Genomic DNA, 23867 nt, shown 5'->3' with positions numbered 1-23867 from the left:
CACCGGATCCTTATGTTTCGTTGCATTCATCCAATAAACAGTGCATTTCATTCATCAAACCCAAACCAGGCAGAGAAATATGCCGCAAATTACAGCTCTCGCCACTACCCCTGCTCCTTGAAGGCGAGCACCAGCACCCCCCCGGCGATGAGAGCGATGCCGAACCATTCCCGCAGGGAGGGACGCTCCCCGAGGAAGAGAACGGCGAAGATCACCACCAGCACCAGGCTGAACTTGTCGATGGGCGCCACCTGGGAGGCGTTGCCCAGTTGCAGCGCCCGGAAGTAGCAGAGCCAGGAGGCCCCGGTGGCGAGGCCGGAGAGGCCGAGGAACAGCCAGCTGTGGCCGGAGAGCGCCAGCGGATTGCTCCACTGGCGAGTACCTGCCACATAGAGGCAGAGCAGCAGGAAGATGATGGCGGTGCGGATCAGGGTTGCCAGATCCGAGTTGATCTGCGCCACGCCGAGCTTGGCGAAGATGGCGGTCAAAGCCGCGAAGATGGCCGACAGCAGGGCCCAGCCAAACCAGTTCAGGGTCGAAAGAAATGAGGTACTCATGTTTTTGCCTTGCAACACGGGGGTGAGCTAGTTGTAGCAGAGCCTGGGGACGACGGGATCCCGCTCATCGCCGGGCTGCGCCGCCCATCCCATCTTGCCCCCTCACCCACTCATCACCTCAATCTCCGCCTCAATTGCGGGTCGGATCCCTCACCCTCTTTGTGGCATAATGCTCCGTCCCGTGGCCTTGGGTGGCGCGGTGTGGGCCAGCCCCACGTTGCGGCGCGCCTTGTCTGCCCGCCAAACCACCCAGGCTCATCCGTTTTCTGCGATTGTCCGCACTGTCACTACCCGCAATGCGATGACCGCACCCATATCGAACCGCTTCACGCGAGCGTGAACCAAGAGGGGTCAGTATGTCTTCCATTCGTCTCACCCAATACAGCCACGGCGCTGGCTGCGGCTGCAAAATCTCCCCCAAGGTGCTCGACACCATTCTCAAGAGCCAGATCCCGGGGTTTGATGACCCAACCCTCATCGTCGGCAACAGCAGCAAGGATGACGCCGCCGTGGTGGACATCGGCAACGGTCAGGGCATCGTCTCCACCACCGACTTCTTCATGCCCATCGTCGACGACCCCTTCACCTTCGGCCGCATCGCCGCCACCAATGCCATCAGCGATATCTACGCCATGGGCGGCAAGCCCATCGTCGCCATCGCCATCCTCGGCTGGCCCATCAACACCCTGGCGCCGGAAGTGGCCCAGCAGGTGATCGACGGTGGCCGCCAGGTGTGTCACGAGGCTGGTATCTCCCTGGCCGGTGGTCACAGCATCGATGCCCCCGAGCCCATCTTCGGCCTGGCGGTGACCGGCATAGTGCCGCTCGATGCCATCAAGCAGAACGACACTGCCAAGGCTGGCGATGTGCTCTACCTGACCAAGCCGCTTGGCATCGGCATCCTCACCACGGCTCAAAAAAAGGGCAAGCTCAAACCCGAGCACGAGCAGCTGGCCCCCGAGGCCATGTGTACCCTCAACAAGATTGGCCAGCGCTTCGCCGCGCTCAAGGGCGTGCACGCCATGACCGACGTCACCGGCTTTGGTCTGGCCGGCCATCTGCTGGAGATGTGCGAAGGCTCCAAACTCTCTGCCCGCCTCGATTTCAACGCCCTGCCGCTCTTGCCCGAGGTGGACCATTACCTCGCCGAGGGTTGCGTGCCGGGCGGTACCCTGCGCAACCATGACTCCTACGGCCACAAGCTCGATGCCATGGACGATCGCACCCGCAACATCCTGTGCGATCCGCAGACCAGCGGCGGCCTGCTGGTAGCGGTGGGTAAAGAGAGCGAGGCCGAGCTGCTGGCCATTGCCCGCGAGGCAGGTTTGAGCCTCTCCCCCGTCGGGCGGATGCAACCGCTGGTGGGTGAGCGCTTCATTGAGGTCATCCAATGAGTGCGTTGCCCCAGGCGACGGATCTGGCCCGCATCTTCTTGGAGGACGTGCCGCTTATCGACCTGCGCGCCCCCATCGAGTTCAAGGACGGCGCTTTCCCCACGGCCATCAACCTGCCGCTGATGACGGACGAGGAGCGCGCCCAGGTCGGTACCTGCTTCAAGCAGCAGGGTCAGGCCGCAGCCATCGCGCTCGGCCATCAACTGGTGGGCGGCGATGTGCGGGCTGCGCGCATGGAAGGCTGGCTGGCGCAATTGCGCCAGCAACCCGATGCCCTGCTCTACTGCTTTCGGGGCGGCCTGCGCTCCCAGACGGTGCAGCAGTGGCTGGCTGATGCCGGTGTCATCCGTCCGCGGGTGGCCGGCGGTTACAAGGAGCTACGCCGCTTCCTCATCGATACCCAGGCGAGCGCCTCGGCCGAGTGTGGCTGGACAGTGCTGACCGGCATGACCGGCTCTGGCAAGACCCACATGCTGGCGCAAGTTGCTCAGGCGGTGGATCTGGAGGGGCATGCCCATCACAGGGGCTCCTCCTTCGGCCAGTTGCCGGGCGGTCAGCCCAGCAACATCAACTTCGAGAACAAGCTGGCCATCGAGCTGCTCAAACGCCGCCACCTCGGCGAACATGCCTTCGTGGTGGAGGACGAGAGCCGCCTCATCGGCCGCTGCGCCCTGCCGCTGAACCTCTATGATGCCATGTGCCAGGCGCCGCTGGTGGTGGTAGATGTACCGCAAGAGGAGCGCGCCGAGCAGATCCGCATCGACTACGTGCAGGATCTCTGGCAGCGCTACCTGGAGATGTATGGCGCCGAGGAAGGCTGGCCGCTGTTTGCCGCCTACCTGACCGACGCCTTGGCGCGCCTCAAGCGTCGCCTCGGTGACAAGGATCATCGGGAGCTGGATCAGCTGATGCAAGCGGCCCTCGCCGAGCAGGCCCAAAGCGGCAACACCGAGCTGCACCTGGCCTGGATCCGCCTGTTGTTGACCCGCTACTACGACCCCATGTATCTCTATCAGCTCAACAACAAGCGCGAGCGCGTGCATTTCAGGGGCGACAAGCAGGCCTGTCTCGCCTTTTTTGCAGAGCAAGATGCCAATAAGGCCAACCAAAAGAGTTCGACATGCTGAAATTTGAGATTATTCCAGTCACTCCCTTTGCCCAGAACTGCTCCCTCATCTGGTGTGACGAGACTCGCCAGGCGGCGCTGATAGACCCGGGTGGCGAGGCCGACAAGCTGCTGGCCGCCATCGCCAAACACAAGCTGGTGTTGTCGAAAATCCTACTGACCCACGGGCATCTGGATCACGTCGGGGCCGCTGCCGAGCTGCGCACCCGCACCGGGGTGACCATCACAGGTCCCCACAAGGAGGATGCCTTCTGGCTCGACATGCTGCCCCAGCAGAGCCAGATGTTCGGCTTCCCTCACACCCCGGCCTTCGCCCCGGACGCCTGGCTGGCGCAGGGAGACAAGGTGGCGCTCGGCAACTGCGAGCTGGAGGTCTATTTCTGCCCGGGCCACACCCCTGGCCACGTGATCTTGCTCTGCCAGGCCGAGCAGCTTGCCTGGGTCGGCGACGTGCTCTTCGCCGGCGGCATAGGTCGTACCGATTTCCCCCGCGGCGATCACGCCACCCTCATTCGCTCGATCACCGAGACTCTGTTGCCGCTCGGTGATGACATCGTCTTCGTGCCCGGCCACGGCCCCAGCTCCACCTTCGGCCGTGAGCGGGTGAGCAACCCCTACCTCACCCAGCCGGTCTGGTAGAGAGGCAAATGAAAAAGGGCGGCCCCAGGGTCGCCCTTTTTTTGATCCGGCCTGATGGCGGACCTTGGCCATCCGCTCCTGAGCGCCAGAATGCAAAAAGCCACTCCGAAGAGTGGCCTTTTATTCAACCGGAACGACGCGATTAAACGCGTACGAAGTCCAGGTGAACCAGCTTGTAACGTACTGGGTGACGCTGGATAGCCTTCACTTTTACGTTAACTTCTTCGCCGTTGATGACCATGGTCAGTACGGACTCGTAGAATTCCGGCTTTTCTTGGGCCAGAACTACTTTTTTGTGGTCCAGGGTGATGGACACGGCTTCTTTGCCTGCACCGTAGATGATGGCAGGAACTTGGTCAGCGTGACGCAGGCGGCGGCTCGCACCTTTCCCCAGGTCAGAACGGACTTCAGCTTGGAATACGAAAGACATAGTGTTTATCTCTTTTAAGATGAATGTATGGTGTTGACTGCGACCGGTCAGCACCTCGCAAAACGAGCGCGCATACTAGCATGGGCCCAGAGTGGATACAAGCCGCGAACCCCTTGGCATTTCCCCCATTCAGACCCGCTGCCCCTGAGCACATGCAGCCTGCTCGGTGGGCCATTGGGGCCACAGGTCAGCGTCCCTGCTCCAGCCGGGCAAACTGTTGCTGACGCTGGGCCGGGCTCATGGCATCGAACTGGGCCAGGGTCTCGGCCCGCGGACAGTAGAGGCTCTGGCCCGTTTTGACCCGGATCCCCTTGCCCATGCTGGTGCGGTTTTCCTCCACCAGGGCCAGCAGATAGCTGTAAGTGTCTGCGCCAAGCTGACCCTCTCCTTGTTCAACCAGCTGGCTCGCGATGCGCCACAGGGTCTCCCCCGCCGCGACCTGGTGGCAAATCCGCGATGTGCCGCCAGCCGCCGGAGCCGACAGCGTCAGGGTCGTCGCCTCGACCAGTTGGCGAGCCGCGGCCAGCTGCACTTGTGCCATCCGCTCAGGAGCCGCTTGCCCGCCAGAGGCGGCCTGGCGCACCAGGCTGGCCAGCAGGGGCTCGGGGGCTGGCATCTGATGGCCCGCACCGCGCCCCATGGGCCGCGAGAACTCGGCGATAAAGGGTGAGGATCCCCCATCGGACATGGGTAAAGAGGCAGCAATGGCCGGGGTGGCCCCTTGATGAGGCGCCATGCCATAGGCCATCTCGTCGATGCGCTTGAGACGGGCCAGATAGGCCTTTGAGAGCTGCGCCTCCCCCTCGAACAAGTCAAAGGGGGGAACCAGTCTCGCAGGGAACAGCACCTGCCAATGGCCATTCTTCTTTTTCTGCTCGAGGGGTGGGAACTGATTGCCCCGCCATGCCACGAAGATGGGCGGCACGGCACTGTGTACCGGGTAATAATCCGGATTCAGCTGCACCCAAGTTTGCTCCGCAATGGGTTGATAGCCGCTGATGTTGACCAGCGCTACCCCTAACCAGATCCCCAGCATCCTATCCCCTCCTCCTCATGACACCCATCCTCATTCCCATAATGCAATGGTTCAGAAAAAACAGATACATAGCAGCTTAGCACTGGGCAATCGCATTGAGCACCCGTTTATCGGAAACCGGATAGGGGGTGCCCAGCTGCTGGGCAAAGAACGACACCCTCAACTCTTCGATCATCCAGCGGATGTTGGCCACCTCGGTCGGGATCAGCTGGGATTTGGGGATCTTGGCGAGCAGCGCCTTGTATTCGGCCTCGACGCTCTGCACCTTGAGCATGTAAACCCGATCCCGGTTCGGATCGATGGCCAGCTTCTCCATCCGCCGCTCGATGGCGCGCAGGTAGCGCAGCAAGTCCGGCAGCCGCTGCCAGCCGGTCTCGGTGACGAAGCCCTTGTGAATCAGCTTGTCGAGCTGCAACTGAATGTCTGACATGGCAAAGGCCGTGTCGAGCTGCATCTTGCCCTTGAGCCGTTTCTTGATCTCATGGGAGAGGGTCAGCACCGCCTCCACCTGCTTGGCAACCTCGACCACGGCGTCGTTGAGCTCGGCGCGCACAAACTCCTTGAGCGCCTCGAAGCCCGCCTCGTCCCAGGCCAGGCCACCGTGGCGCTCGATCAGCTTGTCACAACCACAGGCGATGCAGTCATCGATCAGCTCCGCCACCTTGCCAAAGGGGTTGAAATAGAGCCCGAGCTTGGCCTTGTTCGGCAGCTTCTCCTGCAGGTACTTGATGGGGGATGGCACGTTGAGCAGCACCAAGCGGCGCTGACCACTCCACATCAGCTGCTGCTGGGCCACCGGGCTCTCCACCAGCTGGATGGCGACCGAGTCTTTCTGATCCACCAGCGCCGGATAGGCCTTCACCTCGAAGCCGCCGCGTTTCTGGCTGTACTCCTTGGGCAACTCGCCAAAGCTCCACAGGGTGAGGCCTGACTGTTCGATGTCATCGTCCGCGACCTGGGACAGGGTCTCCTGCACTTTGCCACGCAGGGAGTCCTTCAGCGCCTCCAGATCCTTGCCTTCCGCGATGGGCTTGTGTTTGTCGTCCACCACTCTGAAGGTGAGTTTCAGGTGATCGGGCACCGCTGACCAATCCCAGGCCTCGCGCGGCACTGTCACCCCTGTCATGCGGCGCAGCTGGCGCTCCATCTCGTCGAGCAGCGGCCCCTGCTCGGGGTTGATGCTGGCGAGCAACGCATCGGCATAGTTCGGCGCCGGCACGAAGTTTTTGCGCATCGGCTTTGGCATCGACTTGATGAGGGCCACCAGCAACTCATGGCGCAGGCCGGGGATCAGCCACTCGAAGCCCTTCACCTCCACCTGGTTGAGCTGCGGCAACGGTATGTGCAAGGTGACGCCATCGGCCGCCTCCCCCGGTTCGAACTGGTAGCTCAATTTCAGCTTGAGCCGCCCCTGCTGCCAGAAGTTCGGGTAATCGAAATCGCTGATGTGGGCCGCATCGCCCTTCATCAGCATCTCCCGCTCGAAGTTGAGTAGCTCGGGATCCTGCTTCTGCGCCTCCTTCCACCACTTGTCAAAGTGGCGGGCGGAGATGACGTCTTCCGGCAGACGGGCGTCGTAGAAGCGGAACAGGTCCTCGTCATCCACCAGAATGTCGCGGCGGCGAGACTTGTGCTCCAGCGTCTCCACCTCGGCCAGGAGCTTGCGGTTCTCGGCAAAGAAGCGGTGGCGCGTCTCGAAATCCCCCTCCACCAGGGCGCGGCGGATAAACAGCTCGCGGCACAGGGCCGGATCTATGGTGCTGAAGTTGATGGTGCGCTCATTGACCAGGGTCAGGCCATAGAGGGTCACCTTCTCCTTGGCCATGACGGCGCCGCTCTTCTTCGACCAGTGCGGATCGCTGTGGTGCAGCTTGATGAGATGCCCCGCCAGCGGCTCCACCCACTCGGGTTCAATCTTGCCGTTGATGCGGGCGTAGAGGCGCGAGGTCTCCACCAGCTCGGCGGCCATCACCCATTTCGGCGGCTTCTTGAACAGACCCGAGGCCGGGAACAGGTGGAAGCGACCGTTGCGGGCACCGAGGAACTCGGGTTTTTCCAGATCCTTGTTGCCGATGTGGCTGAGCAGCCCGGTCAGCAGGGCGCAGTGAACCGTCTTGAAGTCAGCAGGCTCGGCATTGGTCTTGAAGCCCAGCTCTTTCACCGTCTGGCGCAGCTGGAAGTGAATATCCTGCCACTCGCGCACCCGCAGGTAGGAGAGAAACTCCTTCTGACACATGCGGCGGAACGGGTTACTGCCCAGCAGATCCTGCTGCTCTTTCAGATAATTCCAGAGGTTTACGAAGGCGAGGAAGTCGGAATCCTTGTCCTCGAAGCGTCTGTGCTGCTCGTCGGCGGCCTGTTTCTTCTCCATGGGGCGCTCGCGCGGATCCTGGATGCTGAGCCCCGCGGTGATCACCATCACCTCGCTCAGGCAGCCGGTTCTGGCCGCCGTGATCACCATTTTTGCGAGCCGTGGATCGAGCGGAATACGCGACAGCTGGCGGCCGGTGTCGGTCAGCTGCAGCCGGACCTCTTGTTCCTCGCCTGCGGTGGACGTTTGACTGGCGGCTTGATCGCGCTTGGCCGGCAGCTCCTTGACCGCCTCCAGCTCCTTGAGCAGGGAGAGACCGTCCTTGATGTGGCGCGATTCGGGCGGCTCGACGAAGGGGAAGGCTTCCATGTTGCCAAGCCCCAGCGCCAGCATCTGCAAGATGACGGACGCCAGGTTGGTGCGCAGGATCTCGGGATCGGTGAAGGCGGGTCTGTTGTTGAAATCCTCCTCGCTATAGAGGCGGATACAGATACCGTCCGCGACCCGGCCACAACGGCCCTTACGCTGGTTGGCGCTGGCCTGGGAGACCGGCTCGATGGGCAGGCGTTGCACCTTGGTGCGCCAGGAGTAGCGGCTGATGCGGGCGGTACCAGGATCGATGACGTAACGGATACCCGGCACCGTCAGGGAGGTTTCCGCCACGTTGGTGGCGAGCACGATGCGCCTTCCGGCGTGTTGCTGGAACACCTTGTTCTGCTCGGCGTTGGAGAGGCGCGCATAGAGTGGCAGCACTTCGGTGTCGCGCAGATTGAGTTTGCGCAGGGCCTCGGTGGTGTCGCGGATCTCCCGTTCGCCGTTCATGAAGATGAGGATATCGCCCAAGCCTTCGCGGGCCAGCTCTTCGACCGCATCGAAGATCCCCTGCAGCTCGTCGCGCTCGTCCCCACTCTCCTTGCCATCGCTCTTTTTATCTTCACCCTTTTTGTCGTCAAACAAGGGCCGATAGCGCACCTCCACCGGATAGGTGCGACCGGACACTTCGATGACCGGTGCCTGGTTGAAGTGGCGGGAGAAGCGCTGGGGATCGATGGTGGCCGAGGTGATGATCACCTTGAGATCCGGCCGCCTTGGCAGCAGTTGCTTGAGATAGCCGAGGATGAAGTCGATGTTGAGGCTGCGCTCGTGAGCCTCATCGATGATGATGGTGTCGTACTGGGTCAGCATCCGATCGTGCTGGATCTCCGCCAGCAGGATACCGTCGGTCATCAGCTTGATGTGGGTCTGCTCGCTCACCTGATCGGTGAAACGCACCTTGTAGCCCACATATTGACCGAGCTCGGATTGCATCTCCTCGGCGATGCGGGCCGCGACGGTGCGGGCCGCCAGACGGCGTGGCTGGGTGTGGCCGATGTAGCCCTTCACCCCGCGCCCAAGTGCGAGACAGATCTTGGGGATCTGGGTGGTCTTGCCCGAGCCGGTTTCGCCGGCGATGATCACCACCTGGTGTTCACTGATGGCTTTGGCGATCTCCGCCTGCTTCTGGCTGACCGGCAGGTTGCCTGGGTAGGTGACCTTGGGGACGCCCGCCAGGCGGGACTGGTAACGTGCCTGAGCCAGGTCCAGATCCGCGGCGATGGTCTCCAGTACGGCGGCCTGTTTGCCCTCGGGCAGCTTCTTGACCCCGTGCAGACGGCTGGAAAGGCGGCGGGCATCAAGATTCATGCAGGCGGAGAGACGGCGGCGCAGCGCCTCGATAGAGAGAGACAAGGTACAGATTCCTTATGAGAAGCCCGCGAAGGGCCAATTCGATAGCTGGGGAGATCCTAAAGAGCGGGCGGGAGCGGTGCAAGCCTTAAAGCGAGTCGCCGCCGGATAAGGACGATAACCTTGAATAAAAAGAGCAGGCTCTCGGCCTGCTCTTGATGAGAGCGTCTGAAACCAGGGTCAAACCCGGGCCTGACACACGAAGCAGGTGCCGAGCTGGGCATGGATGGCCTGCATCACGTTGTGGCGGCTGATAACCCCAAGCAGGCGTCCCCCCTCCACCACCGGATAGATTTTGGGTTTTTGGCCCATCATCATCTCCGCCAGATCCAGGATGCTGGTATCGGGCCCGACCGCCAGCACCTCCTTGCGCATCACGTCCCTGACCTGCGCCACCTGCTCGCAGTGGTAGGCTTCTTTCAACATGACGGCGATGCAGTCTTGCTCCGACACCCAGCCGATCAAACGGCCCTGCGCATCCACCACAGGGCCGCCGAGCTGGTGGCTATTGAGAAACTTGGTGACCGCATTTTGCACCATCATGTCCGCGCCGAACGTGATGGGTTTGGTCTGCATATAATCCTTGGCCTTGAGTGATTCCATGACGCTTCCCCCAACCTGCCTCCCGGGCGGGAGGCGCAAGCCGGGCAGGATGTCCGGCTCACTCCAAGCATAGCCTGCCGGGGATCAGGAGATGGATTGCAGCAACAGCAGCAACTCGTTCTGGCTGTGGCAGTCGGTCTTCTTGAACACCCCCTTGAGGGTAGAGCGGACGGTCTCCACCTTGACTCCCCGCAGCTCGGCGATGTCGTTGCTGCTGTAGCCCTTGCTCATCAGCACCAGCAGCTCCTTCTCGCCGATGGTGAGCGGATAGAGGCTGGCCAGTGCTTCGATGTCTGGATTGAAGGAGTGTTCGGGGTCGCGCAGCACCACTTCCACGTAGCGCTCGAAGCGGCTCAAGCCGCTCATCAGGGTGCACTGGATCAACAGCGGCCTTAAATTGGCCTGACGGGGAATGGACATATAGGCGCTGGCACCCGGCAACAAATAGGCAAAGCCATTCAATATTTCCTTGAGCTGGCGTTGCTGTTCCTTATTTTGCAGCGAAAAAATACCATTGATGGCCCGCAGCTCCACATTCTCATCGGAGATACGGTTGAACGCCACATTGGAATAATGAATATGCCCCTTGTCATCGATGATGGCACTGGGTTTATTATGGTTTTTCACCAGCTGTTGCAGTTGATAGTTCTGGGTTTCCAGGGCAAGCAGGTTCCAATAATGCTGGCTCCATGCCGCCAGACCAGAATAAATCTCGGTCAGGGAAGAGAGATCCTGAGGGCTGAAGTCATCCTGCGCCGCGCCGCGATAACTGCACAGGCTGCTGAGGCCACGCCCCTTTACCCGGCACACGCCGCCGGCGGCAAACTGGGCACCGAAACTGGCCAGCAGGCCCGGTGAATTGGAGATGGCACTGGCGCTGACAATCCCCTGACAGCCCTTGTCCAGATAGTGGTTGAACCACACATCCTGACGATGGTGCTGCACATAGAACTGTTGCTGGGCCTCGGTCAACCCGCTCGAGAAGAGCTTTATTCCGTCGCTCTTGTCATCATCGCGCAATAAAAACAGCGATGAACTGCCGGACAAGTCTGAACGAAATTGGTCCACCACCAACTTAATGTCAGAATCATTAATACCGCACTCGTATAACTGGCTGATATAGGGCGATATCCTTTCTTTTTCTAATGCCTTCACACCCGAACTCCTAATTCTTATTTTTATTGATGGGGCATCTTACTCTGCAATGAGAAACTCGAGAAGTAGTCAAATGAACAAAGCTTTTATGACCAATCCATAAATAGTAATGAGAAAATTACATATGAATACAGGAATGAGAAAACGTTAAATCCAAACTAATGTTTTATATTGATTTTGTCGTTATACAGCAGGTTTGACTGCTTTTTCCCATGAATGACTTCGCTTTCACCACCGCTCTCGGCTTGTCCAGACGTTTTTACTGCCAGTTCCCGATGGCCTGAGGCGGTCTACGCCCGGCTCGCGCACCCAGATCATATGCTCAGGTCTTTGATACCCCATCAATTCCTTATCTTGCCAGTGATCTGCAACAAGCCTGCCACCGGCTTCTCCATCATATCGGCCGTCTTTATGATCATCGTGGCCAAAACCCTCAACCTGATGGAGCACTGGAACTTCTACTTCTGGTCGCCCCTGGTGATCACCTTCGTCATCACCGCCATCCTGGCGTGCATCCCGCCCATCTCCGGCATGGATAACCGATGAGCCATTGCCGGTGGGCAAGAGCCGCTGGAAACCGCCATGGCCCTCGGCTGGTTGAGTTAGTCCGGTAACCCGTGCCTAAAAAAACAAAGCGCCATCAGGCGCTTTGTTTTTTGTCGACGCCATCCATGGCGCCAAGTGAGGTTTAATGAGCGATATTGGCAAAACGCCCGCGGTTGAAATCATCGATAGCCTGGTTTATCTCCTCCTGGCTGTTCATCACGAAGGGGCCATAACCGACTATGGGCTCATCGATGGGTTCACCGCTGAGCAGCAGCAAGACCGCATCCTCGCGGGTCTCGATCTGGATGTCACTGCCGCGCGAGTCCAGCAGTACCAGCTGCGCCTCACCCGCCTCCTCCTGATCATTGACCCGCACCGATCCCTTGAGCACCACTATGGCCGTGTTCCAGCCATCGACGGCGGGGAGCAGCACCCTGGCACCGCCATTGAGCCGCACATCCCAGACGTTCATCGGCGTGAAGGTGCGGGCCGGGCCCGTTTGCCCCGCATAGTCACCCGCGATGATCCGCACGCTTCCTGCCTCGTCGGCCAGGGGATGTAGCGGGATCTTGTCGCTGCGAATAGCCTGATAGCCGGGCGCCGACATCTTGTGTTTGGCGGGCAAATTGACCCAGAGCTGCACCATGTCGAGGGTGCCACCCGTTTGGGTGAACACCTCGGAGTGAAACTCGTCGTGCATGATGCCAGCCGCCGCCGTCATCCATTGCACGTCGCCCGGGCCTATAGTGCCGCCCTGCCCGGTCGAGTCGCGGTGTGCGACCTCTCCCTTGTAGACGATAGTGACGGTTTCAAAGCCCCGATGGGGGTGTTGGCCGACGCCGCGGGGGCTATTGGCCGGTTCGAAGTCGGCAGGCCCGGCCCTGTCCAGCAGCAGGAAGGGGCTGAGCGCCTTGCCGTGGCTGTGATAGGAGAACAGGGAGCGCACCGGGAAACCGTCGCCAACCCAGTGGGGGCGCGGCGCGCTGTAGATACCGATGATCTTTTTCATGACTCTCTCCAAGTGGGTTGTAACGCTTGGGTTCATTATGTGGATGGAACGATCTCTTCGGTAGACGTAATATTGGCCACCAGCGTCCTATTTGGTGAACGATAAACCATGACTTCGGATCTCAACGATCTCTATTACTACGTCCAGGTGGTGGACCACGGCGGTTTCGCCCAGGCGGGCCGGGCGCTGAGCATCCCCAAATCCAAGCTCAGTCGTCGCATTGCCTTACTGGAAGAAAGGTTGGGGGTGCGTCTGCTACAGCGATCCAGTCGCAGCTTTCAGGTCACCGAGCTGGGGCAGGCCTATTACGCCCGCTGCCGGGCCATGCTGGTGGAGGCCGAGGCGGCCCAATCTCTCATCGACGCCACCCGCAGCGAGCCCTGCGGCGTGGTGAGACTCGCCTGCCCCATCGATCTGCTGCACGCCCATGTCGGTACCATGCTGGTGGCATTTTCCCAGGCCTATCCTGAGGTCAGCATTCAGCTGGTCGGGGTGAATCGGGCGGTGGATCTGGTGGCCGAGGGCCTAGATGTTGCCATTCGAGTGAGGCCCTTGCCGCTGGATGACAGCGATCTGGCCATGCGGGTGCTGGGCTATGCGAGCCAGTATCTGGTGGCCAGCCCCGCCCTGCTGATCCGCCATGGGGAGCCCAAAGGACCTGCGGATCTGCTGAGCTGGCCGAGTCTGGGGCACGGCGCCACCCTGGAGGGCCATAAGTGGATGTTGCTCGGGCCTGAGGGGGCCGAGGTCAAGCAGCATTACACCCCCAAGTTCACCACCACCGACATGCAGACCCTTCGCCAGGCGGCGATAAGCGGTGTGGGGGTAGTCCAGTTGCCTGCGATGATGGTGCAGGAGGCGCTGAATGCGGGCAGCCTGGTGCGACTGCTGCCGGACTGGGCACCGCGCCGGGAAGTGATCCACGCGGTGTTCCCCACCCGGCGGGGGTTATTGCCTTCGGTGCGGGCTCTGATCGATCACCTCGCGCAGCATTTTGCCCCCCTGGCAGAACACTGAAGGTACCAGCTGCCGGCGCTCTCACTGTTCGAATAAGCAAAAAGGCCAGAGCGGTGCTCTGGCCTTTTTTAGCGATGGACGTTCGTCTCGTTTTGGATCTTACAACCCAAATACTTAGAACGGCAGCTTCATGCCCGGCGGCAGCTGCATGCCACCGGTCAGCTCGCCCATCTTCGCCTTGTTCTGCTCTTCCACCCGGCGAACGGCATCGTTCACGGCGGCGGCGACCAAGTCTTCGAGCATCTCCTTGTCATCTTCCATCAGACTCGGATCGATCTCGATGCGACGCACGCTGTGGCTACCGGCCATGGTGACCTTGACCATGCCAGCACCGGCTTCGCCGACTACTTCCATCTGGGCAAGCTGCTCTTGCATCTTCTGCATACGCTCTTGCATCTGTTGGGCCTGTTTCATCAGGTTACCCATTCCACCTTTACCAAACATAGGTCGTCTCTCGTCTTGAAATCCGGCATCCAGCGCCGGGCTGTGGGCTTGTCTGTCCTGAATATGGGGACAGCCAAAGGGTTTTTCAACCGGGGATCCGCTCCCGGCAGCTGTTTTAACCAATCAAACTCAATGACTCAGCGGCTCTATGCTGTCGGGATGGAGCACGGCGCCGAATCGCTGTTGTAGAAACTGTACATGAGGATCCTCTGCCAGATCCCGGGCTACCTGCTCGCGCACCCCCAGATAGAGGCGATGCTCAATCTCGAGCGGCGTTTCCCGCGCCGGATCCGTGCCCAGAGTCACCTCCACGCGCACCGCCTGGCCGAGCTCAGGGCCGATGATGTCGGCCAGATCGGCGAGGGCCCGATCGCTCACCAGATGACGCTGCTCTGGCTTGAGCACAAGCGACACCCGCTCGCCTTCGCGGGTCATCACCGAGTTGATCGCGAGCTGCCGCAACCGGCCACCTACCCCGGTGCGAGCGATGAGCTCGGCCCAGGGATCGCCGCAGTTGACCAGCAAGGAGGACGGGATCAACCGGGCAACCTCCTCTCCCTCCTCCGGCTCGGCGTCGCTCTCCAGCTCGTCCCAATCGATGGTCTCCATCGCGGAGGCTGGCTGCGGTTCGCTCGGTACGGCGAGCGGCGCAGACTGGGGCGCGGCGGGGACAGGCGCCGCAGCGGCCTTGGCCGGTGCACCATCCAGATCCCAGGGGGGGAGATCATCCGGGTCGGGGCGAGCCTTGCGCGGTGTACTCTGGCTGGCTGTGACCGGAGTCAGAGGCAGATTTACCGCAGCAGAGGCGCTGGCAGAGTGCTCACCAAAGCCCTGATTCAGGTACTCCTCGTAATCGCTGCCACTGTCATCGTAGGCATCGAGCGGCTGCAGATCTTCATAGCCTGTCACGGGCTCGGCATAGGCTGGCGCCGCGGCGGCAGCTTGTCTAACGGGCGCAGATGGCGGTATCGCCACAGGCGCCGCTGGGGTTGCCTGAGGCGCCATCGCGGGTTTGGTCGGCGCCACCCGAGCGGGCGGCGGCGTCGTGGCTCCGGGTTCGGCTCGCAACCGGCTGCGCAGCAGATTGCGCTTGCCGAGCAGGCTCTGCATGCTGGAGGCCGCGGAGGGTTCTGGTTCGACCGCAGCGGCGATTTGAGATTCATTCGCTGGTGCGGTTTCTACCGGCATGTCCGTCAGCGGCGCAGGGTCGGCAGCCATTGAGAGGCGGGAGGGAACACTCGGCTCGACTCTCGCCTCTGGCTCATATCCCATCTGCTGCGCGGCCTGCAACAATTCATTCTGCTCGGCAAACAGCGGCTCGCTCAGGGCATCCTGGGCGGCGTCCTGCTCATCCACAGCGGCAACCGAGGGCATGACCGCAGATGTATTCACCATGGCGGCGGGCTCTGCAGCAACGGCGGCCTGAGTACGCACGGGCGCTGCCGGTATGGCGGCCTGATCCGGGGCTGGTTCAGCCCCGCGAGGCTTTCCCACCGGGGCCGCGGCGGCCTCCCTCCCGGCCGCAGAGCCGGCAACCGCCAGCCCCGCCATGGAGGGAGGCAAGGCGCTCAGGTTCGCTGGGTGCAGCGCCTCGCGACGCGGCGAGAACGCCAGCATCCGCAGGCAGGTCATCTCCAGTGCAGTGCGGCCATCCGGCGCCCAGGGCAGGTCCTTGCGCCCCCCCAGCACGATTTGGTAGCACAGCTGCACCTCTTCCGGGCTCATGGCCCCGGCCAGTTGCAGCAGGGCGACGGCATCGGCCCCCTGCTCCTGCACGCTGGCCGGCAGCAACTGCGCCATGGCGACGCGATGGAGCAAGGCTTCCAGCTCGGCGTGCAACTGATCGAAATCCGGCCCCAGTGTGGCGATTTCGGTGATCTTGGCCATGGTCGCCGGGGCGTCCTGGCGCAAGATGGCCTCCAGCAGCTGATGAAGGTGATGATGATCGAGAGTCCCCAACATGGTCAGCACGGCTTCGAGCCGCACACTGCCATTGCCGTGGGCCAGCGCCTGATCGGTCAGACTCAGCGCATCGCGCATGCTGCCATCGGCCGCCTTGGCCAGGGCCAGCAGAGCACGGGGCTCGAACGGCTGACCTTCCTGATCCAGCACCCATTCCAGCTGTTTGGCGATCTGGCTCTGATCCAGGCTCTTCAGATGGAACTGCAGGCAGCGGGAGAGAATGGTGATGGGCAGCTTCTGCGGATCCGTGGTGGCCAGCAGAAACTTCACATAGGGAGGCGGCTCTTCCAGGGTTTTGAGCAGCGCGTTGAAGCTGTGACGCGACAACATGTGCACCTCATCGATGAGGTAGACCTTGAAGCGGCCACGGGCCGGCCTGTACTGCACGTTGTCGAGCAGTTCGCGGGTGTCTTCCACCTTGGTGCGCGACGCCGCATCAATTTCCAGCAGATCGACGAAGTTACCCTGATCGATCTCGCGGCAGGTGTCACATACGCCGCACGGGTGGCTGCTGATCCCCTGCTCGCAGTTGAGGCTCTTGGCCAGAATGCGGGCGATGGTGGTCTTGCCGACCCCGCGGGTGCCGCTGAGCAGATAGGCGTGATGCAGCCGTCCCTGATCCAGGGCATTGGTCAAGGCGGTCAGCACATGTTGTTGGCCAACCACTTGTTCAAACGTATGGGGGCGCCATTTACGCGCCAGAACCTGATAGCTCATAGATCTCGATGCTGGGAAAACGAGGCATTGAGGCAGGATGCTAACACAAATGCGGGGCGGGCTGTATCGGCTAAGGGCTCTGTTGGGAGGGATCGCTTGATTTTCAAACCGATGCCCGAACGGGCACCGGTTTGGCGCGGATGGCAGGCTGACGACGCCTGCTCAACCGCCAGGCAGGAGGCTTACTCGCCGGCCAATTCGACCAGTGACACCACCTTGATACCGGCCGCCGTCAGGCGGGCATCGCCACCCAAGGATGGCAGGGAGATGATGAAGGCGGCATCGGCCACTTCACCGCCGGCGCGGCGAATGAGCTTGACGGTAGCATCGACGGTACCGCCGGTGGCCAGCAGATCGTCCACCACCAGCACCTTGTCACCGGGGACTATGGCATCGGTGTGCAGCTGCAGGGTGTCGGTACCGTATTCGAGGGCATAGGACTCCTCGATGACGGCGCGGGGCAACTTGCCCGGCTTACGCACCGGCACGAAGCCGAGGCCCATGGCGAAGGCAACCGGGGCGCCGAAGATGAAGCCGCGGGCTTCGGTGCCGACAATCTTGGTGATCCCTTGATCACGATAATGCTCAGCCAGCAGATCGATGGTGGCCTTGAAGGCCTCAGCGTTCTCTATCAGGCTGGTGATGTCGCGAAACAGAATGCCCGGCTTTGGATAGTCGGGAATGGTCTTGATGCTCGCTTCGATAAACTTGAGGGTATCCGGATTCATTATTTGACCGCTTATTTTTTTGAGCCCAGCTGCGGCGTCTCATCTGATATCCGCCAGGGGGCAATAAAAAGGCCCGTCACGCAAAAATGACAGGCCGACTCCATAGCATTATTGCTGCAATAGCTTAGGGATTTCACTTCTCCATTGCAACTGGCTCCAGCACGGGTAATCGCATTAACCAGGTGAGCAGGATGGCCATGATGACGACGAGCAACAGCCGCACCCAGGGCATGGGCACCACCACCAGCGATACCGAGAAGGAGAGCAGGATAAAGATGATGGCCCGACGGCGGGCATGACGACGAATGCCGCGATACTGCTGCCAGTCGGCGATGGGCGGTCCAAACCAGGGATGTGCCAGCAGCCAGCGATGAAACCGGGGGGACGAGCGGGCAAACAGCGCCGCCGCCAATAACATGAAGGGCGTGGTCGGCAGCAGTGGCAATACTATCCCGACAATACCCGTGGCAAATGCCAACCAGCCAAGGGCCATCAGACACCAACGCTTCATTCCGACTCCTCATAGATACTTCTGTCCCTAGCCTAGCAGACTTGCCCCGTTCCCCGACAGCGCCGCGATGGGCTTCGAAAGCTGTCAGCGCGTTATCTAGGCGTATTCTTTACATACCGCGCCGAATACGGCCTTGACGGGTACAACTGCTGACATCTGCCCCCCGTTGCCTCTACCATCTCGCTGCTTTTTGAACTCCATCCCTTCAAAACCGGTTAGGCGCGTTATCTCGCCCCCCATGCAGGCCATGCCCGATATGCACTCCAGCTGGCGCAACTGCTGACATCTGCCTTTGTTACCACTACAATCTCGCCTCTTTCTTGACTTCCATCCTTCGGAACCGGTTATGCGCGTTATTTTGGCCCCCATGCAGGGGGTGCTGGATCATCTGATGCGGGAGGTACTCACCTCCGTCAACGATTACGACCTCTGTGTCAGCGAATTCATCCGGGTCGTCGATCAGCTGCTGCCCGCCAAGGTGTTCTATCGTCTCTGCCCCGAATTGCGCCAGGATGGCAAGACCCGCGCCGGCACCCCGGTGCGGGTGCAACTGCTGGGTCAGCACCCCGAATGGCTGGCTGAGAACGCGGTGCGCGCCATCGAGCTCGGCTCCCCCGGGGTCGATCTCAACTTCGGCTGCCCCGCCCCCACGGTCAACAAGAGCAAGGGCGGCGCCGTGCTGCTCAAGGAGCCCGAGACCGTCTATCGGATCGTCAAGGCAGTGCGCGAAGCCGTGCCCGCCCACCTGCCGGTCAGCGCCAAGATCCGGCTCGGTTACGATGACAAGGAGCTCTATCTCGACAACGCCCAGGCGGTGTATCAAGCCGGGGCCAGCGAGCTGGCGGTGCATGCCCGCACCAAGCGGGAAGGCTACAAGGCGCCGGCGCACTGGGAATACGTGGACGCCATTCGCCGCGCCCTGCCCATTCCGATCACCGCCAATGGCGAGATCTGGGATCACAAGGACGCCCTCAAGTGCGCCCAGGTTTCCGGCTGCGATGCGCTGATGGTGGGCCGCGGCGCCATCTCCCTGCCCAATCTGGCCAACGTGATGAAGACGGGGTGTGCCCACATGAGCTGGGCCGAGGTGCTGCAGCTGATGGTAAGCTATACCGAGCAGGACTTGGCGAGCGAGAAGGCCGACTACTATCCCAGCCGGATCAAGCAGTGGTTTAGCTACCTCAAGCGTGAATATCCTGAGGCTGACGAGTTATTTCGGGATATTCGTCTGCATAAAGAGACGTCGCCCATCCGGGATGCCCTGCTGCAAGCCTCGAAAAGCGTGATCTAACCGATCTTTACTTGACTCATGTCATCTTGATAATCCACCCATTTCCCTATACTGGCCCCCGTTGTTATTCGTCTGTTGGGGGTTAGTGTGTGTGAGATGACGCAAGCCCAGTTGGCCGGATGGCGTGATCGCCTGCTGACTGACTGGGCGCAAGTGAAAGAAGAATTGGTCGTTCAGCTCAAGGCTGATAAAGGTGATGATCTGGCAGAAAAAGTGGCGCAGTGCGAGCGCGATCAACTGGTGGACATGACCAGTCGCTTCAAGCTGCCCAAGGTGGAGCCGCGTGTGATACGGCTCAAGCGGATCGATGCCGCCCTCTGCCAGATGGACCTGGGCCTCTATGGCCTCTGCTCCGATTGCGAGGAGCCCCTGGCCATCGCCCAGCTCGAGCAGGATCCGACCCTGCAACGCTGTCCCCGTTGTGAGAGCCGCTATTGCAAGGGATTCCACGCCCACGAACTCTGAGGGGGCACCTTCTGTGCCCCTCATGACCTGTCCATCCCCTCCGACTTCCCTCCCCCTGCGTCCATTGCTACGCCCGCAGTAGCATCTCTGTTTGAAAGCTCGCTCTTTTACAGTTGACTCAACCGCTATTGATAAATTAAGCAATATAAAAGGGAAGCCATAGGCTTCCCTTACAATGATTTATTTTTTTGGTCAACCCTGACACTCAGGCTCCGGCGCTTACTGTACTTACGTACTTATGGCACTTGAAGTAGCCCCGTAGCGGCCAGAGGGTCCCGATGCGCGCTACTGGGCCAGCAGATGCCCCACCAGCTCCTGACGCCAGCCTTGCAGCAGCATCGGCTTGTCGGCGCGGGCACGCTCTTCGTCGCTCATGCGCCAGCTCCAGGTGAAGTACTGGTGAATGATCTTCTTGCTGGCCACCAATTCCGGTGGAATGTTGCTGGCCTTGGCCTTCTCTTCCACCATGGCCTTGATGCGCTTGAGCTCCGCCTTGTACTGAGGGAAGTCCACCAGCCGGCGAATGGGCTCGGGCCAGCTGTCCGGCTCGCTCTGCTGGGCCGCCGCGACGATGTCCAGCATCCGCTTGCCGTGGATCTTGATTTCGATCGGCGCCAGTCCCAGCTCGTTGAGATCGCGCAGGGAGGTGGGCTTGCGCTCCGCTACCTTGAACAGGTGCAGCTCTTTGACCACGAAGTTCAACGCCAGATCCCGGCGGATCGCCTCTTTCTGACGCCAGGCAGCCAGCTCGCGCAGGATGGCGAGTTCACGGCGACCCAGTTGCCAGGCGTTGATGATCTCGAGGTAGGCCTGACGGGGATCGTTGCCCTGGGTCTTGCGGGCGGAGTGGTTGCGGCACTCCTGCTCGAACCAGGCAAACTTGCCGCTCTCATGCAGCTTGGCCATTACCTTCTCGTAGAGCGGCATCAGGTAGAACACATCCGCCGCCGCGTATTCGAGCTGACGGTCGGTGAGTGGGCGAGCCAGCCAGTCGGTACGGGCCTGATCCTTTTCCAGCTCCACGCCGAGGAACTCCTTGACCAAGGCACCGAAGCCGACCGAGACGCCGTGACCCAGGAAGGCTGTCGCCAGTTGGGTATCGTGCATCAGATTTGGCAGATGGCCCGCCTGATGCTGGATGAGTTCGAGATCTTCACCGGAGGCGTGCAAGATGGAGATCTGCCCGGCCCGGCCGAGCCGTTGCCACAGCCCGGACAACTCCAGGGTCAGCGGATCCAGCAGCGCCAGCTGTTTGCCGTCATAGATCTGGAACAGACCGAGCTGGGGATAATAGGTACGGGTGCGAACGAATTCGGTATCGATGGCCAGGGGAACGTCGGCCAGGGAAGCGAGATACTGTTCCAGTTCGGCTTGCTGTGAAATGAGTTGATATTGCATCTTTGCCTGCACGTTGGTCGGGGCCCGAAAAGAAAAAACCGTGGGTTGACCCACGGTTTTGCATGACATCAGCTGTCTGCCCGTTATTGCTTGGCAATTTCCTCGTCGCGCAGCACGCGGCGCAGGATCTTGCCCACATTGGTCTTGGGAAGTTCGTCACGAAATTCTACCAGTTTCGGGACCTTATAGGCAGTCAGATGTTTGCGGCAGTGAGCAATAATCTCATCCTCCTGCAGTTTTGCATCTTTCTTGACCACGAAGATCTTCACCAGCTCGCCGGACACTTTATGGGGCACCCCCACCGCGGCCACTTCCAGCACCTTGGGATGCAGCGCCACCACGTCTTCAATCTCGTTCGGATAGACGTTGAAGCCCGACACCAAGATCATGTCCTTCTTGCGATCGACGATCTTGAAGAATCCCTGCTCGTCACACACTGCTATGTCGCCGGTACAGAGCCAGCCATCCTGCATCACCTCGGCGGTGGCTTCCGGCCGCTGCCAGTAGCCGGTCATCACCTGCGGACCACGCACCTGCATCTCGCCGGGGGCGCCCAGCTCGCTGACCACCGCGCCCTTGTCATCCACCAGACGGATCTCGGTGGAGCAGACCGGCAGGCCGATGGAGCCGTTGTAGTCCACCAGATCATAGGGACAGACGCTCACCAGCGGCGAGCATTCGGTCAGGCCATAGCCTTCCAGCAACGGGGTATCGGTCAGCGCCTTCCACTGCTCCGCCACCGCCCGTTGCACCGCCATGCCACCACCGATGGTCAGCTTCAACCCGGAGAAGTCCATGCTCTGGAATTCGCCGTTGTTGACCAGCGCATTGAACAGGGTGTTGACCCCGGTGATGCAGGTGAAGGGGTATTTCTTGATCTCTTTGACAAAGCCCGGGATGTCGCGCGGGTTGCTGATGAGCAGGTTGTAACCGCCAAGGCGCATGAACAGCAGGCAGTTCACGGTCAGCGCGAACACGTGATAAAGCGGCAGCGCCGTCACCACGAACTCCTTGCCCTTCTCCAGCACGGGACCATAGACCCCGAGACACTGTTCGACGTTGGCAATCATGTTGCGGTGAGTCAGCATGGCCCCCTTGGAGAGGCCGGTGGTGCCGCCGGTGTATTGCAGGAAGGCGATGTCCTGGTTGCTGATCTCGGGCTTGATGTATTGCAGGTAGCGGCCCTTGGCCAGCACCTGGCGCATGGTACTGGCGTGGGGCAGGTTGTATTTCGGGACCAGCTTCTTGACGTACTTGACCACGAAGTTAACGAGCGTGCCCTTGGCCAGCCCCAGGTTGTCGCCCATGCGGGTCAGGATGACGTGCTTGATCGGGGTGTCGTAGACCACTTTTTCCAGGGTATGGGCAAAGTTGGAGACGATGACGATGGCCTTGGCGCCGGAGTCTTTCAGCTGGTGTTCCAGCTCACGGGGGGTATAGAGCGGGTTGACGTTCACCACCGTCATGCCGGCCCGCAGGATGCCAAACACCGCGATGGGGTATTGCAACAGGTTGGGCATCATCACCGCCACCCGATCGCCCTTGACGAGCTTGAGCTCGTTTTGCAGGTAGGCGGCAAAGGCGCGGGACTGCTCCTCCAGTCGGCGGTAGGTGATGGTCTGCCCCATGTTGACGAAGGCGGGCTGATCGGCAAACTGGGTCACCGACTCCTCAAACATCTCAACCAGAGAGCCGTATTGGTCTGGATTGATCTCGGCGGGAACCCCTTCCGGATAACGCTTCAGCCAGACTTTTTCCACGAACTTCTCCTGCATAACTAGCACCTTTGCGCTCACTGTGTTGCCTCCGTCCCGGTTCACATCCATTTCAATCAGTTGTTTTAAGCTACAACTCTAATGCGCCACATATTTACATAAGGCAACATCGATTAACAGCAAATTAACAAGACGAAAGTGTGAGGGAGAAAGCAAACCTGGAATGATGTAAAGCAGCTGATCTTAACGGATCTGACAGAAATTTTCGATATAAACGGCGGTTTGGCTTGAATTTTCCATGTGGAAATGATGATTTCCCGCCACCACCGCCATTTCTATCTGCCTGAAGGCCCCGGCCCGCGATTGCCACTGTTCGACCAAGGCCGTAAAGCCCTGCTCCCCCCGAATAAACAGCACCGGGCAAGCAATGGCGCGGATCAACGCCTGCGCCTGGCCCTCGCTCATGCGCAGGGGCGACAAGTCTCGCAGCCGTGGATCGCTGCGCCAATGCCAGCGGCCGTCCCGCGCGATCAGCTGGCGTTCGCAGATAACGCGCGCCGCCCCATGGGAGATCTCCGCCACCTTGCAGCGCGCGCCCACCGCCTCCTCGATGGAGGCAAACCCCAGCGAAGCTCGCTCCCGGGTTCGACTGCGATTGAGAATGGCCCGCCGCAACTGCTCAGGCACCTGCTCATCGGCCTGGCTAAGCGGCCCCAATCCTTCCAGCATGACGAGCCGCTCGACCTGCTCCGGAAAGACCCCCGCATAGGCACTGGCAATCAGCGCCCCAAGGGAGTGGCCGAGCAGCATGAAGCGTGGCCAGCCAGCGGCCTGGCTCAGTTGGTAGAGATCGTCCAGCCAGTCGACGAAGACGTAGGGAGTTGACTTGTGATCCGAACGGCCGTGGCCGGGTAGATCGACGCAGATGAGGTGAAACTGCTCGAGATAAGGGGCGAGCGGCAGGAAGCTGGCGCTGTTGTCGAGCCAGCCGTGCAGGGCAATCAGCATCGGCTTGCCCTGCTGGTCGTTATCCAGCAGGGCAATGCGCCGCCCGTCATGCAGCGTGACGAACCGCTCCCACATCATCA

The 23867-nt window shown here is 60.8% G+C and carries 20 protein-coding genes and 1 pseudogene; 7 read left to right on the top strand and 14 right to left on the bottom strand.

Annotated features, from left to right (window positions below; all coding sequences use genetic code 11):
* Positions 1-104: 104 nt before the first annotated feature.
* Entirely contained in the window at positions 105-557 is a 453-nt protein-coding gene (locus BN1137_RS02030; RefSeq protein WP_050717000.1) for an EamA family transporter, read from the bottom strand.
* A gap of 356 nt (positions 558-913) precedes the next feature.
* Here BN1137_RS02030 and selD point away from each other — a divergent pair, with 356 nt between their 5' ends.
* The 3 genes from selD to BN1137_RS02015 are packed head-to-tail and all read left to right on the top strand — an operon-like array spanning position 914 to position 3716.
* Entirely contained in the window at positions 914-1951 is a 1038-nt protein-coding gene (selD, locus tag BN1137_RS02025; protein ID WP_050716999.1) for a selenide, water dikinase SelD, read from the top strand.
* Positions 1948-3078 (top strand): tRNA 2-selenouridine(34) synthase MnmH, encoded by a 1131-nt coding sequence (gene mnmH, locus BN1137_RS02020; protein ID WP_050716998.1) that lies wholly within the window; start codon positions 1948-1950, stop codon positions 3076-3078. The genes selD and mnmH overlap by 4 nt, the downstream gene beginning before the upstream one ends.
* Positions 3072-3716, top strand: a complete 645-nt coding sequence (locus BN1137_RS02015; protein WP_050716997.1) for an MBL fold metallo-hydrolase — start codon at positions 3072-3074, stop codon at positions 3714-3716. Before mnmH ends, BN1137_RS02015 begins: the two co-directional genes overlap by 7 nt.
* Positions 3717-3858: 142 nt before the next feature.
* On the opposite strand, the gene rplY is transcribed toward BN1137_RS02015, so the two are convergent.
* The 5 genes from rplY to BN1137_RS01990 form a co-directional block, all read right to left on the bottom strand.
* Positions 3859-4146 carry a 50S ribosomal protein L25 gene (gene rplY, locus BN1137_RS02010; RefSeq protein ID WP_050716996.1) on the bottom strand — a complete coding sequence of 96 codons (288 nt, stop codon included), beginning with the start codon at positions 4144-4146 and terminating at the stop codon, positions 3859-3861.
* A 187-nt stretch (positions 4147-4333) separates the two neighbouring features.
* The gene (locus BN1137_RS02005) at positions 4334-5182 is read right to left on the bottom strand and encodes a hypothetical protein (protein WP_050716995.1); all 849 of its coding nucleotides are present in this window, start codon (positions 5180-5182) and stop codon (positions 4334-4336) included.
* 76 nt (positions 5183-5258) lie between these two features.
* Entirely contained in the window at positions 5259-9221 is a 3963-nt protein-coding gene (gene hrpA / locus BN1137_RS02000) for an ATP-dependent RNA helicase HrpA (RefSeq protein ID WP_050716994.1), read from the bottom strand.
* Positions 9222-9398: 177 nt separating this feature from the next.
* A complete protein-coding gene (locus BN1137_RS01995) occupies positions 9399-9821 on the bottom strand; it encodes a CBS domain-containing protein (protein WP_050716993.1) in 423 nt (140 codons plus the stop codon).
* 84 nt (positions 9822-9905) lie between these two features.
* Positions 9906-10976 carry a helix-turn-helix transcriptional regulator gene (locus BN1137_RS01990; protein WP_050716992.1) on the bottom strand — a complete coding sequence of 357 codons (1071 nt, stop codon included), beginning with the start codon at positions 10974-10976 and terminating at the stop codon, positions 9906-9908.
* Between the two features lie 378 nt (positions 10977-11354).
* Between BN1137_RS01990 and BN1137_RS23090 the strand changes: the two are divergent.
* Positions 11355-11553, top strand: a pseudogene (locus BN1137_RS23090) (YjiH family protein); the annotation flags it as partial.
* Between the two features lie 111 nt (positions 11554-11664).
* Here BN1137_RS23090 and BN1137_RS01980 read toward each other — a convergent pair.
* Positions 11665-12531 (bottom strand): pirin family protein, encoded by an 867-nt coding sequence (locus tag BN1137_RS01980; RefSeq protein WP_050716990.1) that lies wholly within the window; start codon positions 12529-12531, stop codon positions 11665-11667.
* Positions 12532-12639: 108 nt separating this feature from the next.
* On the opposite strand from BN1137_RS01980, the gene BN1137_RS01975 reads away from it, so the two are divergent.
* Positions 12640-13548 carry a LysR family transcriptional regulator gene (locus BN1137_RS01975; protein WP_050716989.1) on the top strand — a complete coding sequence of 303 codons (909 nt, stop codon included), beginning with the start codon at positions 12640-12642 and terminating at the stop codon, positions 13546-13548.
* A gap of 114 nt (positions 13549-13662) precedes the next feature.
* Here BN1137_RS01975 and BN1137_RS01970 read toward each other — a convergent pair whose 3' ends face one another.
* The 4 genes from BN1137_RS01970 to BN1137_RS01955 all read right to left on the bottom strand — a co-directional run bounded on the left by BN1137_RS01970 (position 13663) and on the right by BN1137_RS01955 (position 17910).
* On the bottom strand, positions 13663-13992 hold the full coding sequence (locus tag BN1137_RS01970; protein ID WP_050716988.1) for a YbaB/EbfC family nucleoid-associated protein: 330 nt from the start codon (positions 13990-13992) through the stop codon (positions 13663-13665).
* 129 nt (positions 13993-14121) lie between these two features.
* The gene (dnaX, locus tag BN1137_RS01965; RefSeq protein ID WP_050716987.1) at positions 14122-16671 is read right to left on the bottom strand and encodes a DNA polymerase III subunit gamma/tau; all 2550 of its coding nucleotides are present in this window, start codon (positions 16669-16671) and stop codon (positions 14122-14124) included.
* Positions 16672-16853: 182 nt separating this feature from the next.
* Positions 16854-17399, bottom strand: coding sequence for an adenine phosphoribosyltransferase (apt, locus tag BN1137_RS01960; RefSeq protein ID WP_050716986.1), 546 nt, complete (start codon positions 17397-17399; stop codon positions 16854-16856).
* 133 nt (positions 17400-17532) lie between these two features.
* Positions 17533-17910, bottom strand: a complete 378-nt coding sequence (locus BN1137_RS01955) for a YbaN family protein (protein ID WP_050716985.1) — start codon at positions 17908-17910, stop codon at positions 17533-17535.
* 346 nt (positions 17911-18256) lie between these two features.
* On the opposite strand from BN1137_RS01955, the gene dusC reads away from it, so the two are divergent.
* Positions 18257-19201 (top strand): tRNA dihydrouridine(16) synthase DusC, encoded by a 945-nt coding sequence (dusC, locus tag BN1137_RS01950; protein ID WP_050716984.1) that lies wholly within the window; start codon positions 18257-18259, stop codon positions 19199-19201.
* A gap of 96 nt (positions 19202-19297) precedes the next feature.
* Complete coding sequence (locus BN1137_RS01945; RefSeq protein WP_050716983.1) at positions 19298-19666, top strand: TraR/DksA family transcriptional regulator; 369 nt, start codon at positions 19298-19300, stop codon at positions 19664-19666.
* Between the two features lie 285 nt (positions 19667-19951).
* Here the strand turns inward: BN1137_RS01945 and rnd are convergent, their stop codons facing one another.
* The 3 genes from rnd to BN1137_RS01930 form a co-directional block, all read right to left on the bottom strand.
* A complete protein-coding gene (gene rnd, locus BN1137_RS01940) occupies positions 19952-21064 on the bottom strand; it encodes a ribonuclease D (protein WP_050717132.1) in 1113 nt (370 codons plus the stop codon).
* A gap of 83 nt (positions 21065-21147) precedes the next feature.
* Positions 21148-22824: a long-chain-fatty-acid--CoA ligase FadD gene (fadD, locus tag BN1137_RS01935; protein WP_157433599.1), complete on the bottom strand. Its 1677-nt coding sequence runs from the start codon at positions 22822-22824 to the stop codon at positions 21148-21150.
* 198 nt (positions 22825-23022) lie between these two features.
* Positions 23023-23865 (bottom strand): alpha/beta fold hydrolase, encoded by an 843-nt coding sequence (locus BN1137_RS01930; protein WP_050717131.1) that lies wholly within the window; start codon positions 23863-23865, stop codon positions 23023-23025.
* Positions 23866-23867 lie beyond the last annotated feature (2 nt).

The sequence above is a fragment of the Aeromonas tecta genome, from assembly GCF_000820185.1.
GTDB lineage: Bacteria > Pseudomonadota > Gammaproteobacteria > Enterobacterales > Aeromonadaceae > Aeromonas > Aeromonas tecta.
This window is presented reverse-complemented; position numbering and strand designations above follow the sequence as displayed.

Excerpts from the sequence above, each read along its gene's own strand:
- BN1137_RS01975 (WP_050716989.1), top strand. The coding sequence starts at position 12,640 with ATGACTTCGGATCTCAACGATCTCTATTACTACGTCCAGGTGGTGGAC.
- BN1137_RS01955 (WP_050716985.1), bottom strand. The coding sequence starts at position 17,910 with ATGAAGCGTTGGTGTCTGATGGCCCTTGGCTGGTTGGCATTTGCCACG.
- BN1137_RS02015 (WP_050716997.1), top strand. The coding sequence starts at position 3,072 with ATGCTGAAATTTGAGATTATTCCAGTCACTCCCTTTGCCCAGAACTGC.
- BN1137_RS01980 (WP_050716990.1), bottom strand. The coding sequence starts at position 12,531 with ATGAAAAAGATCATCGGTATCTACAGCGCGCCGCGCCCCCACTGGGTT.
- BN1137_RS02005 (WP_050716995.1), bottom strand. The coding sequence starts at position 5,182 with ATGCTGGGGATCTGGTTAGGGGTAGCGCTGGTCAACATCAGCGGCTAT.
- rnd (WP_050717132.1), bottom strand. The coding sequence starts at position 21,064 with ATGCAATATCAACTCATTTCACAGCAAGCCGAACTGGAACAGTATCTC.
- BN1137_RS01945 (WP_050716983.1), top strand. The coding sequence starts at position 19,298 with ATGACGCAAGCCCAGTTGGCCGGATGGCGTGATCGCCTGCTGACTGAC.
- BN1137_RS01970 (WP_050716988.1), bottom strand. The coding sequence starts at position 13,992 with ATGTTTGGTAAAGGTGGAATGGGTAACCTGATGAAACAGGCCCAACAG.
- BN1137_RS02030 (WP_050717000.1), bottom strand. The coding sequence starts at position 557 with ATGAGTACCTCATTTCTTTCGACCCTGAACTGGTTTGGCTGGGCCCTG.
- rplY (WP_050716996.1), bottom strand. The coding sequence starts at position 4,146 with ATGTCTTTCGTATTCCAAGCTGAAGTCCGTTCTGACCTGGGGAAAGGT.
- apt (WP_050716986.1), bottom strand. The coding sequence starts at position 17,399 with ATGAATCCGGATACCCTCAAGTTTATCGAAGCGAGCATCAAGACCATT.
- dnaX (WP_050716987.1), bottom strand. The coding sequence starts at position 16,671 with ATGAGCTATCAGGTTCTGGCGCGTAAATGGCGCCCCCATACGTTTGAA.
- BN1137_RS01995 (WP_050716993.1), bottom strand. The coding sequence starts at position 9,821 with ATGGAATCACTCAAGGCCAAGGATTATATGCAGACCAAACCCATCACG.
- selD (WP_050716999.1), top strand. The coding sequence starts at position 914 with ATGTCTTCCATTCGTCTCACCCAATACAGCCACGGCGCTGGCTGCGGC.
- dusC (WP_050716984.1), top strand. The coding sequence starts at position 18,257 with ATGCGCGTTATTTTGGCCCCCATGCAGGGGGTGCTGGATCATCTGATG.
- mnmH (WP_050716998.1), top strand. The coding sequence starts at position 1,948 with ATGAGTGCGTTGCCCCAGGCGACGGATCTGGCCCGCATCTTCTTGGAG.
- BN1137_RS01930 (WP_050717131.1), bottom strand. The coding sequence starts at position 23,865 with ATGATGTGGGAGCGGTTCGTCACGCTGCATGACGGGCGGCGCATTGCC.